Here is a 13,217-nt window from a genome sequence, read left to right as displayed (position 1 = left end):
GCGACGCGACGCGACTCCCGCTCGCTCGATCCGTCCACCCGACAACGCTAGCGGGAACCTCCGACGCCCCTTCCCTCCTTCCCCTTCTTCTCGCGGCGAAGTGCGGACTTTCGCCTTCTTCTCCCGCGAAGTGCGGACTTACGCCGTCTGAATCGCGTTCGAGGGGACGAAAGTCCGCACATCGCGGAGGTTCACGCGCTCGCAGCGTTCCCGTCGGGGGCACGGAATAGGCTGGGAGGATGAGCGCATCCGGCATCGACCTGAACGAACTCGACCCCACCGTCCGTCCCCAGGACGACCTCTTCCGACACGTCAACGGTCGCTGGATCGACCGCACGGAGATCCCCTCGGACAAGGCGCGGTGGGGATCGTTCCACGTCCTCGCCGAGGAGGCCGAGAACGCCGTGCGCGAGATCATCATCGAGTCGCAGGACGCGGAGCCCGGCACCGAGACACGCAAGATCGGCGACGTGTACGCGAGCTTCATGGACACCGAGCGCATCGAGGCCCTCGGACTCGAGCCGCTCACGCCGCTGTTCGCCGAGGTCGACGCGATCTCCTCCATCGACGACGTGCTGCCCACCCTCGCTCGCCTCGAACGGCTCGGCGTGCGCGGCCTCTTCCAGCTCTTCGTGGACAACGACCCGGGCAACCCCGAGCGCTACCTCGTGTTCCTCGAGCAGGGCGGGATCGGACTGCCCGACGAGTCCTACTACCGCGAGGACAAATTCGCCGAGATCCGCGCGGCCTACGCCGCGTTCATCGAGAAGATGGTCACGATCGCCGGTGCCTCCGATCCGGCCGAAAGCGCTCGCCGCATCCTCGACCTCGAGACCGCGATCGCCGCGCAGCACTGGGACAACGTGCGCACGCGCGACAGCAACGCCACCTACAACCCGATGACGTGGGACGAGGCGCGCGAGCTCGCCGCCGGAGCCGACCTCGCCGGCTGGGCCGAGGCTCTCGGTGCACCGGACGGCGCCCTCGCGGAGATCGTCGTCCGCGAACCGAGCTTCGTCTCGGGTGTCGCCGCCCTCCTCGAGTCCGACCTGCTCGACTCGTGGCGCGCATGGATGCGGTTCCAGGTACTGCGGAGCTTCGCCCCGTACCTCCCGGAGGAGGTCGTGAACACCAACTTCGCGTTCTACGGCACGACGATCACGGGGACGCCCGAGATCCGGGAGCGTTGGAAGCGCGGCGTCTCCTTCGTGGAGGGCGCCCTCGGCGAGGCCGTCGGTCGCGTCTATGTTGAGCGTCACTTCCCCGCCGAGTCGAAGACGCAGATGGACGAGCTCGTCGGCTATCTCGTGGAGGCCTACCGCCAGTCGATCCAGGGTCTCGACTGGATGGGCGAGGAGACCAAGGTGCGCGCTCTCGAGAAGCTCGACAAGTTCACCCCCAAGATCGGCTACCCCGAGACCTGGCGCGACTACTCGTCGCTGCCCCTCTCGGCGGACGACCTCATCGGAAACGTCGTCGCCACGAACGAGTTCGAGTTCCAGCGCGAACTCGGCAAGATCGGCAAGCCGCTCGACCGCGGCGAGTGGTTCATGACCCCGCAGACGATCAACGCCTACTACAACCCGGGCTTCAACGAGATCGTCTTCCCCGCGGCCATCCTGCAGTTCCCCTTCTTCGACCCGACGCGCGACGCGGCCGCCAACTACGGCGCGATCGGCGCCGTCATCGGCCACGAGATCGGTCACGGCTTCGACGACCAGGGTTCGCAGTTCGACGGTGACGGGCGCCTCACGGACTGGTGGACGGCCGAGGACAAGGCGGCGTTCGAGGAGCGCACGGGTGCCCTCATCGCGCAGTACGAGGCGCTCTCTCCCGCGCAGGTCCCGGATCACCACGTGAATGGTGCCCTCACGATCGGCGAGAACATCGGCGATCTCGGCGGCCTCTCGATCGCGTGGAAGGCGTATCTCCTGTCGCTCGGTGGCGAGGAGCCCCCGGTCGTGGACGGGCTGAGCGGCGCCGAGCGGTTCTTCCTGTCGTGGGCGCAGGCGTGGCAGCAGAAGGGACGCGACGCCGAGGTGATCCGTCTCCTCTCGATCGACCCGCACTCGCCCAACGAGTTCCGCTGCAACCAGATCGTCAGGAACCTCGACGTCTTCTACGGTACTTTTGACGTGGTCGAGACGGATGCCCTCTGGCTCGACCCGAGCGAGCGCGTCACCATCTGGTAGCGGACTCGTCGGACTCTCCACACCTCACGCGACGACGCGTCGGTACGGAGCCGCTCGGTTCCGAGCGGCCAGGCAACACGGGCGATCAGGCCGTGTCCACCGGTGCCGGCGTGGACGTCGAGTGTATCCGTTCCCTTCGCACCTGGAGTGACGCCCGTGGTCCCTTCCTCCCCGCACTCGGACGGCGGCGTGCGACACCGCACGCGGCGCCGGGCCCGTCACCGCGCGTCCGAGCCGGGCGAGTCGTTCTCCCGCGGCTTCCAGGCCCTCGGTTACCTCGCGCGGAACGGCGTGCAGGTGTCGGCGCGGGCCGCCGATCTGGCGACGGGGCGCGAGCTCTTCTCGGTGGATGACTACGTCGTCATGCCGACGGCCTCGATCGGGAAGGTCCTCCTGCTGGTCGAGGTGGCGGCGAGGTTGCGGGGCCCCGAGATGTCGGCGCTCGCGCTGCTCGAGCGCGAGGTCACCGGTCCGGTCGGTGATTCGGGGACGTGGCAGCACCTGCAGGTACCCACCCTCCCGATCTCCGACATCGCGGCGCTCATCGGGTCGACGAGCGATAACCTCGCCACGAACGTGCTGCTCCACTCGGTGGGCCTCGACGCGGTGCGCGCGCGGGCCGAGGAGCTCGGGCTCTCGCGGTCGGGGCTACTCGATCTCGTGCGCGACCACCGGGGACCGGACGACGCGCCCGGTCTCTCGGTCGGTTCGATGAAGGAGCTGACGTGGCTCTTCTCCGAGCTCGCGCGCGGTGAGGTCGTGGACGCGGAGACGAGCCGACGCGTGGTGGGGTGGTTGTCCCTCAACACCGACCTGTCCCTCGTCGCGTCCGCCTTCGGCCTCGACCCCCTCGCCCATCGTGAGACCGACCACGGCCTCACCCTCTTCAACAAGACCGGCGCCGACACGGGCCTGCGAGCGGAGGCCGGCGTCCTCCGCGGACCGCGCGCCGGGGTCGCCTACGCGGTCGCGGCGTCCTACACGGACACCGACCTGCAGACCCGCCTCGCGGTGATCGAGGTGATGCGCGTGATCGGCTCCGACCTCCTCGAATACGTCCACTGATCCCCGCCCCTCCCCAAAGGGCTACTCCCGATCGAGGGCGCCACCTCTACCGGGCGCCCTCGGCGCCGATGTGTAGCCCTCGGCCCGCCGCTACGGTCGCTCGACCGCCCGACACCGGAAGGTCGACGGGCGACCACGAGTGTGAGAGCTCCCCACGGGCGGACCCTCGGCTAGGCTCGTCAGCCGGTGTCGGAGCGGACCCGATGCAGGTGAGCAGAGGGGGCACGATGAAGGCTGTGATCCTGGGAGGTACCGGTGCCATCGGAGCCGCGACCGCCCTGCGGCTTCTGGGCGCGGGCTGGTCCGTCGACGTGACGGGTCGCGATCCGAGCGCGATGCCGCCCGAGCTGGTCAATGTCGGAGGCCGCTTCCATCCCATCGATCGGAGCGACGCGAGCGCCGTCGGCGGGCTCGCCGCCGACGACACCGACCTGCTCGTGGACCTTCTCGCGTTCAGCGGACCGGATGTGCGCGCCCTCCTCCCGGTCATGGGCGCGGTCGGTCGCACCGTTCTGATGTCGGGCCGGGCCGTCTACACCGACCCGTTCGGCCGGCACATCAACAGCGACGAGGCGCCCGTCTTCCCAGTGCCGATCCCGGAGGACAACCCGACGCTCGATCCGGCCGCTGACGACATCGACCCGTTTACTCGTGAGGGCTATGCCCCTGGGAAGGTCGCCGTGGAGCGGGAAGCGCTCGCCAGTGGACTCGAGGTCACGATCATCCGCCCGTCGAAGGTCCACGGCCCGTTCGCGCGGAACGCTCGCACGCGATCGGTCGTCGAGCGGATGACCTCCGGCGCAGCGGTGATCGATATCGCGGACGGTGGCCGATCAATCGACCACCTTACGGCGGCCGCGAACGCGGCGGCGCTCGTCGAGACGGCCGCCGCGGGCGGGCTCCCCGGGGTCGTGAACGGCGCCGACCCCGATCCGCTGACCGCGCTCGAGATCTTCGAGACGATCGCCGACGTGGCCGGTTGGACCGGAGAGTTGCGTCCGATCGTCGACGACGGCGACGAGGAACGCGGCCACCATCCGTGGCGTTCCCGCAACCCGATCGTCCTCGATATGACGAGGGCGATCGCCGCCGGCTACGAGCCAGCGGGCACCGGTCGGGCTCTCCTCGCGGACGAGGTGGAATGGGTACTGCGCTCGCAGGGAGGGCGCTAGTGCGGCACGAGGGCGCCACCTCTACCGGGCGCCCTCGGCGCGTGGATGGAGCCCTCGTCTAAGAGCAGCGCTCTCGGCGGCCCCAGGGAGAAGCGAGGGTCGCAGTTCGGTGCCGAGGGCGGCAGATGGATGTGTAGCCCTCGCTCGGGAGTAACCCCTTCGGGCAGGGAGGAGCCCCGGGGCCGGTCGACGCTGGTCGATCGGCCCCGGGGTACATTCCTCACACCGTTACTCGATGACGAGCGAGCGGCGTCCCCGCGCGAGGAGTGCGATACCGGCGGCGAGCAGGAGGCTCATGAGGCCGAACAGCATCGCCAGACCGGACGGACCGGTCACGGCGAGAGCCTCGGTGTCGGCGCCGGCCGTCTGCGTGGCGCCCGACGGCGTCGCGAGGGCGACGGTCTCGTCGGTTCCGTCCGAACCGTCGGTGGCGTCACCGGGGGTCGTCGGGTCCGTGGGGTCGACCGGAGTGGTCGGGTCCGTCGGGTCGACCGGGTTGGTCGGGTCCGTCGGGTCCGTGGGGTCGACCGGGGTGATCGGGTCCGTGGGGTCGACCGGGTCGGTCGGATCCACAGGGGTGGTGGGGTCCGTCGGAACGACCACGGTGCGATCGGTCGACTCGGAGTCTCCGATGACGGAGACGGCGTTGCCACCGATCGTGATCGGGAGGGTGATGTCCGGCACGATCTGGGTGCCGCCGGCGATGCCGTCGTCACCGGAGGTGGAGGAGCCGGAATCCGTGGACCCGTCCCTCGTGCCGCCGGTGACGTCGGAGCCCGTGGTCTCGGAGTCTCCGATGACGGAGACGGCGTTGCCGCCGATCGTGATCGGGAGGGTGATGTCGGGCACGATCTGGGTGCCGCCGGCGATGCCGTCGTCACCGGAGGTGGAAGAGCCCGAACCCGTTCCCGCGTCGGAACCCGTGGTGCCTCCGCTGGTCGTCGCGGAGTCGGTCGACTCCGAGTCGCCGATGACGCTCACGGCGTTGCCGCCGACCGTCACGGGGATGTCGACCCCCGGGATGATCTGAGTTCCGCCGAGGATGCCGTTGTCGCCCGAGGTCGTCGAGCCGTCGGTCGAGGTGGTCCCCTCCGATCCGCTCGTCGTGTTGTCCGAGTCGGTCGACGAGGAGTCGCCGAGGACGGAGATGGCGTTGCCGCCGACCGTCACGGGAACGGACACGTCCACCGGCAGCTGGGTGCCGGAGCCGATACCGTCGTCTCCGCTCGTCGCGGGCTCCTCGGTCGCCGGAGCGGCCGGGGCCGGAGCCTCGGTCGTCGCGTCGGTCGATTCGGAGTCACCGGCGACCGAGACGGCGTTGCCGCCGATCGTGACCGGGACCGAGATCGTCACGGGTGCCTGCGTGCCGGAGCCGATGCCGTCATCGCCGCTCGTGACGGGAGCGGGTTCAGGTGCCGGTGCGGGAGCCGGCGCGGGTGCGGGAGCCGGTGCGGGAGCCGGCGCGGGTGCGGGAGCCGGTGCAGGAGCCGGTGCCGGTGTCGTGGTCGCGTCGTCGGACGACGAGTCGCCCAGCACGGAGACGGCGTTGCCGCCGATCGTGACGGGAACCTCGATGTCGAGGACGGCCTGGGTTCCCGACGCCACGGCGTCGTCCCCCGATGTCTCGGCGGCGGTCGCCGCTGTCGTTCCGGCGAACCAGAGGCCGCCGGCCATGAGTGCCCCGTAGAGGCACCGCTTCACGGTGATGTTCACTTTTCCTTCTCCAAGAGATCGATCGTTGGTGCGCAGAGTGCGCGATGGTCCGTGCCGTCGACGAGGACGGTGCGAACCCGATCAGTCGGGGGAGGGAAGAGTGCGGGCGGAGAGCGACGAGGGGATGACCTCGTCGGAGGGAAGCGCGGAGAGCCGGACGGAGGCCGCGGGTGCGACGACCCGAGCAGCGGTGTCCCCCGCGGCGACGCCGGCGGATGAGCCGGAACCGGTGGTTGATGAGTCGGACGGCGCGGAGGTGAGCGGACCGGCCGGGTGCGACGGGAATGAGTCGAAGCCGCTCGTGGGCGCCGTCGAGCCGGTGGATGAGGTGGTGGTGGAACCGGCCGCACCGACGGCGATCGGTGCGCGCAGGCCGGCGCGTTCGAGCGCCGTCGCGAAGCGTTGGCCACCGGCGAGCATCCCGCCGCCGACCGCCGCGCCGGCGATCATCGCGAGCGGGGCGGGGGATTCGAGCAGGCCGCCGGGGATCACGATGCCGCCCGGCAGATCGATGCCCGGGGTCGACGGCAGGAGGGGGATGACGAATTCGGGCGTTTCGACGACCACGCCGACGACGGAATCGCCGATCACCCCGATGGTGCCGATCACGTCGCCCAGGCCCCCGACGACGAGGTCGTCGACCGAACCGACGATGCCGTCGGTCACGTTCGTGACGGGAGCGGGGCCGACCACACGATCGACGAGATCGCCCACGACCGGGAGGGCGGCGACGAGGTCGTCGGTGGTCTCGGTGACGGGGGTCGCGATCGAGGTGACGGGCGTGGGAGCGGCCTCCGCCGCGTCGGCGACGGTCTCTTCGACGAGACCGACCGTCTCGTCGGTCGTGTCGCCCACGGCCCCGGCGACAGCCTCGGTGGTATCCGTGATCACGGGGGTGACGGCCTCGACGACCGGCTGGACGGGCGTCGGCACGACGGGGGCGGTGGTCTCGACGACTTTCTCGACCGTCTTCTCCACGGTCTCCTGCACGACCGGCGTCACCGGGGCGACGACTTTCTCGACCGTCTTCTCCACGGCCGACGTGGTGCCCGACACGGTGGAACCGGCGGTGTCGACGGCCCCGCTCACGGCGTCCTCGACGCCGTCGAGCAAGCCGGACCGTTCGGCTCCGGACGAGGCGGAGGCGGAACTCGTGGCGAGGATGGCCGACAGGACGAGGAGTCCGGCGGCGGTGGCGATGCCGAGGAGGACGAGGCGCACGAGACGGAGGGCGTCGTGCGAAACGATGCGTTCCATCGCCACTCTCCCCTCGAGCGGTCCCCTCGCGGCTCTCCCCTCGAGAGCCGTCGTAACCGGAAAGTTACGCTCGACCGGGCGGGGTGTCAACCCTCGAGTTGACAAAAGAAGACGTGAGTGATACTCGATTACCGGCGTGTTCGGGAGGGTCGCCGTGAGCGTCGAGCGGGGTCGTGGCGGGGGTCACCGTGGAGTGGATGTGGTCCGCATCGTGACGGTGATCGCGCCGTCCGCGTCGTCGCGTTCGAACGACACGGATATCGCGTCGAACGCGTCGAGAGCGCCGATGTGCGTGCCTCCGCACGGGATCGACACGCGCCCGTCCGGAAGATCGCAGACCCACGCTCGACGCCCGGTCAGCACCGGATGCGGCGACTCGACGGACGCGGCGGCATCGGTCGCGACCCACGCCTCGAGGGTACCGTCGACGCGCGCCGCGATCGCTTCGAGGTCGTCGAGGGATGCGGGGTCGAATCCACGCTTCCGCAGCGACTTCCCGATCCGGTACACGTCGATCGACCCGTCGGGGATGATCGTGGAGGACTCGATCGCGAGCGCGTCGAAGTTCGGTGCACCGGCGGCGTCCGTCGTCACCTCCTTCCGCCAGGCGTCCGCCAGCGTGCGGTTGAGCGCAAGAGACGCGAGGTGGCAGGCGGTGTGCCCGGCCGACAGGGCGCGACGGTACTCGGGGTCGATCGCGACCGTCACGGTGTCGCCCTCGCGGAGGGAGGACTGCCCGTCGACGACGTGCGCGACGAGGAACGCCCACCCCTCCGTCCCCTTCTTCACGGGCGAGTCCGATCCGAGGAAGAGGGCGGAGCCGTCGGAGGCCGCCACGACGGCGTCGAGGAGCGCCACCGGCGAATCGGGTGCGTCGCCGGAGGTGAGCGTGCCGCGGTCTGCGGGCTGGTCGGGCCAGGCGGCATCGACGGGGTGCGCGGCCGTCACGTCGAGGAGGATCGCGGCTCGTCCGTCCGGGAGCTCCTCGCGATGCAGCACCACGCCCGTCGAGCCGAGTGCGCCGGCGGGGTAGAGGACGGTCGTGTCGGTGGTCGGCAGGGTCATGCCACAACGGTACGCGGCGGACGCTGCTTCACCGGGGCGCGGGCAGGGCCCGGGTCACTCGGTCGTGTCGGGGATCTCGACCTCGTCCACCCCGACGCACGCGGTGAACGGTGCGTCCGGCGCGTTCGAGATGGCCGGCTCCAGGTCGACGAGCGCCGTGGAGCCGAGGGTCACGTCCGAGTCGACGACGACCTGCACCGCTGGATCCCGCCCGTAGGTCGTGAAGGTGTAGTTGGGGGCGTCGGTGTCGTCGATGATCCAGTCGACACCGTTCACGTTCGTGCACTCGAGCGTCGTCGGTCCGGGGACCTCGACGCCGCACCGCAAGAGGATGGAGGCGGGCGAACCCCATGCGCCGGTGGCCTGGGCGTCGGTGTCGCGCTTCGGCAGGCCGGCGACCGTCTGGGGGAGCGCGACGGTGATGTACGCGCAATCGGCGTCGTTCGCCGCGGCGCCGGGATCGAGCGAGACGGCGGTCGCACACCCGCTCAGCAGGGAGGCGGCGGCGGCCGCGAGGGTCACCGCGGCGATCAGCTTCCGGGGGGACCGGGCGGTGCGTGTCGTCATCGTCGATCAGCCTAATCGCGGTCGCTGGGAGCACGGCGGGGAGCACGGAGGGACGCCGCGGCCGGACGGTCCTGGCGGTAGCGGCGCGGAACCGTCCAGTGACTCCCGAACTCCGCATCGAACCGGTCCGGGTGGAAGGGGCTGTGACCGCCGGCCGGGTAGCTCGTGAGCTCGCCGAACACGATGCGGTCGGGCAGCAGATACAGGTCGACGCGCACGAAGTCGGTCCCCTCGGCCAGGCGTTCGACGATGCCGACCATCTCGGCCAGTCGCTCGGGAGCGGGGTGGGGAGGATCCGCCCATGCCGGGCCTCCGCTCAACGGCAGGTGGGTCCAGTCCGGTTCGAAGAAGTCCTGGGTGCGTGTGCCGAAGCGGCCGGAGTCCACCTGGATGTAGCGGCACGTGCCGTGGAAGACGAAAAACTTGTAGTCGTCGGGGATGCCGCCCCCGGGGGCTGCGAGGGCTTCCTCGATGATGATGCGCGGGGGGATACGGCTGTACGCCCACTCCTCGTTGGGGCCGCGGCCGTACAGCTTGCCCATCCAGCCGGCAGCGATGTCGCGGAGTTCTCGGCGATCGGCGGCGGCGGCGGGACGAACGTGCGCGTAGACCCAGCCCCACTCCGGGCGAGGGAGCGTCGCCTCCGGAGCCGCCGCGGGCGACACGACGATGGCCGCGCCGCTCCCGTGCGTGGGTTTGACGACGTAGGACGACGGCAGCTCGAGGCCGAGGAGGCCGTCGGCGTCGTCGAGGACCGCGAACGCGCGGGGGAGGAGGTGGGCGAAGCCGTGCGCCGAGACGTGGTCACGCACCGCGGCCTTGTCCGCGAAGGTCACGACGAGCGCGCGGTGATCGCGCAGCATCTTGTACCGCACCTTCTCGGTGAAGGTCTGCGGGTGTCGCGTCCGGTGGAGCCGGATGAGCCGGATGAGGACGGAGCGCCCACGCCAACGCGCGCGGGGTGGCCGACGCGCGGTCATGGACGGACGGTGAGGGTCTGGCGGCACGGCATCCCCTCAGTCTGTCGGACCCCGCACGGCTGCCCGCGCATCGAGGTGGCCCGGGATCGACGGAGCCGACAGGATGGAGTCACTCCCCCCGACGACGAGACAGGAGAACCGTGGACATCGCGTCGACGTTCAGCCCCGATCCGCACCGCTACGACACGATGAGCTACCGGAGGGCCGGGCGTTCCGGCCTCGATCTCCCCGCTCTCTCGCTGGGTCTCTGGCACAACTTCGGCTCGAGCCGCAGCCTCGACTCGCAGCGCGCGATCGTGCGCCGGGCGTTCGACCTCGGCATCACTCACATCGACCTCGCCAACAACTACGGCCCGCCGTACGGCGCGGCGGAGGAGACCTTCGGGCGACTCGTCGCCTCGGATCTCGCTCCGTTCCGCGACGAGCTCGTCGTCTCGACGAAGGCGGGCTACGACATGTGGCCGGGCCCGTACGGCGACGGGGGGTCGAGGAAGTACCTGCTCTCGTCCCTCGACCAGAGCCTCGGCCGGATGGGTCTCGACTACGTCGACATCTTCTACCACCACCGTCCCGATCCCTCGACGCCGCTCGAGGAGACGATGGGCGCGCTCGCGACCGCGGTGCGGCAGGGCAAGGCGCTGTACGTGGGCGTCTCCAACTACGACCCCGCGCAGACGCGTCGCGCGGCCGAGGTGCTCGACGGGCTCGGCGTCCCCCTCCTCATCCACCAGCCGTCGTACTCGATGTTCAACCGGACGGTCGAGGAGGGCCTGCTCGACGCGATCGACGAGACCGGCATCGGGAGCATCGTGTTCTCGCCGCTGTCGCAGGGGCTGCTCACCGACCGCTATCTCGGCGGAGACGTGCCGAGCGATTCCCGCGCGGCGACGAGCCGCTTCCTCTCGGAGGAGCGGATCTCGGACACGTACCTCGAGCGCGCCCGGGGCCTCGCGGCCATCGCGGCGGAGCGCGGTCAGACGCTCGCGCAACTGGCACTCACGTGGGTCTTGCGCCGCGACACGGTGACGTCGGCCCTCATCGGAGCGTCGAGCGTCGCGCAGCTGGAACAGAACGTCGCGGCCCTCGAGGCTCCGGCGCTCACTGCGGACGAGCTGGCGCGCATCGACGAGTTCGCGGTGCACGGCACGGCGCGCTGACGGCGTTCGTCTTCCCGGGTCGCGGCCCGGCGCGGCTGGTCCGCGAACGACGAAGCCCCTCGGATCGGAGTCCGGGGGGCTTCGTGGTGCTGGTGCTGGTGCTGGTGCTCGGCCTGCTGACGGTCAGGCGGCGGAGCGGACCGCGGCGCGCGCGCGGCCGACGCGGGGTGCGGAGGCCGCGGCCCCGGTGATGGCCCCGGCGGCCTCGACGACCTCGGAGGCGGCGGCCTCGTCCAGAGCGTGCTCTCCCTCGAGCGGCTCCGCGTAGACGAGTCCGGTTCCGCTGTACGACTGCTTCATGAGGTCCTCGAGCCAGACGCGGTCGAGCTGGGGGGTGGCCTCGTTGTCGTACGAGAAGGACACGGGGGCGCCCGGCGTCATCCAGGTGGAGCGACGCTGGCGGTCGCCATCTGTGCCCGTGACGAGTGTCATCACGAACGGCTCGTGGCGGCGGTACCGCTGGAAGATCACGTACTGCAGGTGGGCGAGGGCCCGGTCGTCGATGGTGATCGTCGTCGCGTCGGGGCCGTAGGTCAGCGTTGCCATGATGTTCTCCATAGTCGGATGGTGGGGCGGTCGGAGTCGTCACCGAGTTCTGCTCGCCCGATGAATATGTAGTTCGTCTAGCTACTTAGGCGACCATACTCACAGTTGGGTCGAAAAGGAAAGCAGTGATTTCTCGTGCGTCTTGGGGATAGGATCGCTAGACGTTCTAGGGAAGCCGTTAGGTGGACTAGCAAAAGTGAGGTGGAACGACTGTGGAAGGCCACGATTCGGAACTCTCCGTCCGGGATTACCCGATGACGGAGGCGGACGGCACGGCCTCGTCGGGAGACCGCTCGGTCCGTTACGTGCGTCACGTCGAGGACGAATCAGACATGCAGGTGGGCGAGACCCGTCACCGCTCCACGTCGATCTCTGCGACGGTGACCTCCATCCGTGCACGGCCCGATGGATCCCGGCCGGCCATGACGCGCGAGGAGGCGCTCGCCGCCGACGTCGACCCCGTCGTGGACCCGGATCGCGCGGAGGCCGCCGACCGGGCCTCGAGCGGGGACATCCTCACTCTCCTGCGCGAGTACCGCGCGGCCGAGACCACATCCCGGCGCGAGGCGCGTCGCGAGACCGCGATGGGCGAGACCGATCTGCTCGCGATGCGACTCCTCGTCGACGCGAAGGCGGACGGCCGACTCCTCACGCCCGGCGCGATCGCCACGGCCCTCGGGATCTCGACCGCGTCGACGACCGCCCTCATCGACCGGCTATCGAGCGCGGACTTCGTGGAGCGGCGTCCGCACGAGACGGACCGGCGGTCCACCGTGATCGTACCGACCGTGCGCAGCGATCGGGAGGTTCGCGAGGCCCTCGGCCGAGGCCAGGCGAGCATCGCGCGTGTGGCCGACGACATGACCCAGGACGAGATCGACGTCGTCGCGCGTTTCCTCACGAACCTGATCTCTGCCGTCCGCGACGACCCCGAGGCTCCCTAGCAACTCCTCACCCGGACCCGTCTCGATCGAGGGGGCCACTCCCGAGCGAGGGCGCCACTTTGAGGTGGCGCCCTCGTGGCACATCTGCCGCCCTCGAGAACGGTGTCAGTGCTCTCCACTTGTCGTCCACAGGCGGGTTTCGGCGGAGAAACTGACTCCTTTTCCGGATACCGTCCGAATGTCGGTGGTGACGTGTTCACTTGACGTATGAGCACACAGGGCGAGGTTCTCCAGGAGCGGATCGGGGACGCGATCGAGCTCCTCACCGAGCCCGTCGCCATGCTCGCCCCCGCACGGTTGTCCGCGTCGGAATTCATCACGATGCTGCGTGACGTGGAGCACTTGGGTCGCCTCGTGGACGCCGCCCGTATCGCTCTCGCGGGGGAGGCGGATAAGCGCACTCAAGGCCCGATCGACACGCTCGCGGCTCTGGGCTTCGCGTCCGCGGTCGATGCCGTCGCGACGTTGACGTCCGCTGGTGATCGGGATGCGAAGCGGCGCATACGTATCGGGGGATCGTTGAACACCGGCACGTCGCTCACCGGCGCGGAGACCGGCT

At 70.1% G+C, this 13,217-nt stretch carries 12 protein-coding genes; 6 read left to right on the top strand and 6 right to left on the bottom strand.

From position 1 onward, the window contains the following. The first annotated feature begins 239 nt into the window (after nucleotides 1-239). The 3 genes from ELQ94_RS13365 to ELQ94_RS13355 all read left to right on the top strand — a co-directional run bounded on the left by ELQ94_RS13365 (nucleotide 240) and on the right by ELQ94_RS13355 (nucleotide 4,429). Nucleotides 240-2,192, top strand: a complete 1,953-nt coding sequence (locus tag ELQ94_RS13365) for a M13 family metallopeptidase (protein ID WP_127050875.1) — start codon at nucleotides 240-242, stop codon at nucleotides 2,190-2,192. A gap of 156 nt (nucleotides 2,193-2,348) precedes the next feature. After that, complete coding sequence (locus ELQ94_RS13360) at nucleotides 2,349-3,257, top strand: serine hydrolase (RefSeq protein WP_127050874.1); 909 nt, start codon at nucleotides 2,349-2,351, stop codon at nucleotides 3,255-3,257. 227 nt (nucleotides 3,258-3,484) lie between these two features. Beyond that, complete coding sequence (locus tag ELQ94_RS13355; protein ID WP_243697032.1) at nucleotides 3,485-4,429, top strand: NAD-dependent epimerase/dehydratase family protein; 945 nt, start codon at nucleotides 3,485-3,487, stop codon at nucleotides 4,427-4,429. A 228-nt stretch (nucleotides 4,430-4,657) separates the two neighbouring features. Here the strand turns inward: ELQ94_RS13355 and ELQ94_RS17610 are convergent, their stop codons facing one another. The 5 genes from ELQ94_RS17610 to ELQ94_RS13325 all read right to left on the bottom strand — a co-directional run bounded on the left by ELQ94_RS17610 (nucleotide 4,658) and on the right by ELQ94_RS13325 (nucleotide 10,011). Continuing rightward, nucleotides 4,658-6,142 carry a hypothetical protein gene (locus ELQ94_RS17610; RefSeq protein ID WP_243697031.1) on the bottom strand — a complete coding sequence of 495 codons (1,485 nt, stop codon included), beginning with the start codon at nucleotides 6,140-6,142 and terminating at the stop codon, nucleotides 4,658-4,660. A gap of 81 nt (nucleotides 6,143-6,223) precedes the next feature. After that, a complete protein-coding gene (locus ELQ94_RS13340; RefSeq protein ID WP_127050870.1) occupies nucleotides 6,224-7,399 on the bottom strand; it encodes a hypothetical protein in 1,176 nt (391 codons plus the stop codon). A gap of 183 nt (nucleotides 7,400-7,582) precedes the next feature. Next, nucleotides 7,583-8,464 (bottom strand): alanyl-tRNA editing protein, encoded by an 882-nt coding sequence (locus tag ELQ94_RS13335; protein WP_127050869.1) that lies wholly within the window; start codon nucleotides 8,462-8,464, stop codon nucleotides 7,583-7,585. Nucleotides 8,465-8,518: 54 nt separating this feature from the next. Continuing rightward, the gene (locus ELQ94_RS13330; protein WP_127050868.1) at nucleotides 8,519-9,031 is read right to left on the bottom strand and encodes a DUF3515 domain-containing protein; all 513 of its coding nucleotides are present in this window, start codon (nucleotides 9,029-9,031) and stop codon (nucleotides 8,519-8,521) included. Between the two features lie 11 nt (nucleotides 9,032-9,042). After that, on the bottom strand, nucleotides 9,043-10,011 hold the full coding sequence (locus ELQ94_RS13325) for an ATP-grasp fold amidoligase family protein (protein ID WP_127050867.1): 969 nt from the start codon (nucleotides 10,009-10,011) through the stop codon (nucleotides 9,043-9,045). A 140-nt stretch (nucleotides 10,012-10,151) separates the two neighbouring features. Between ELQ94_RS13325 and mgrA the strand changes: the two genes are divergently transcribed. Beyond that, on the top strand, nucleotides 10,152-11,168 hold the full coding sequence (gene mgrA, locus ELQ94_RS13320) for an L-glyceraldehyde 3-phosphate reductase (protein ID WP_279432494.1): 1,017 nt from the start codon (nucleotides 10,152-10,154) through the stop codon (nucleotides 11,166-11,168). A gap of 123 nt (nucleotides 11,169-11,291) precedes the next feature. Here the strand turns inward: mgrA and ELQ94_RS13315 are convergent, their stop codons facing one another. Next, nucleotides 11,292-11,714 carry a DUF7882 family protein gene (locus tag ELQ94_RS13315; protein WP_127050866.1) on the bottom strand — a complete coding sequence of 141 codons (423 nt, stop codon included), beginning with the start codon at nucleotides 11,712-11,714 and terminating at the stop codon, nucleotides 11,292-11,294. Nucleotides 11,715-11,968: 254 nt separating this feature from the next. Between ELQ94_RS13315 and ELQ94_RS13310 the strand changes: the two genes are divergently transcribed. Together ELQ94_RS13310 and ELQ94_RS13305 are read left to right on the top strand one after the other, a co-directional pair. After that, nucleotides 11,969-12,658 (top strand): MarR family winged helix-turn-helix transcriptional regulator, encoded by a 690-nt coding sequence (locus tag ELQ94_RS13310; RefSeq protein WP_127050865.1) that lies wholly within the window; start codon nucleotides 11,969-11,971, stop codon nucleotides 12,656-12,658. Nucleotides 12,659-12,865: 207 nt separating this feature from the next. Further along, nucleotides 12,866-13,217: hypothetical protein (locus ELQ94_RS13305; protein ID WP_208007709.1), on the top strand; the 352-nt coding region annotated here is incomplete at its 3' end.

The organism is Labedella endophytica (genome assembly GCF_003990045.1).
GTDB lineage: Bacteria > Actinomycetota > Actinomycetes > Actinomycetales > Microbacteriaceae > Labedella > Labedella endophytica.
This window is presented reverse-complemented; position numbering and strand designations above follow the sequence as displayed.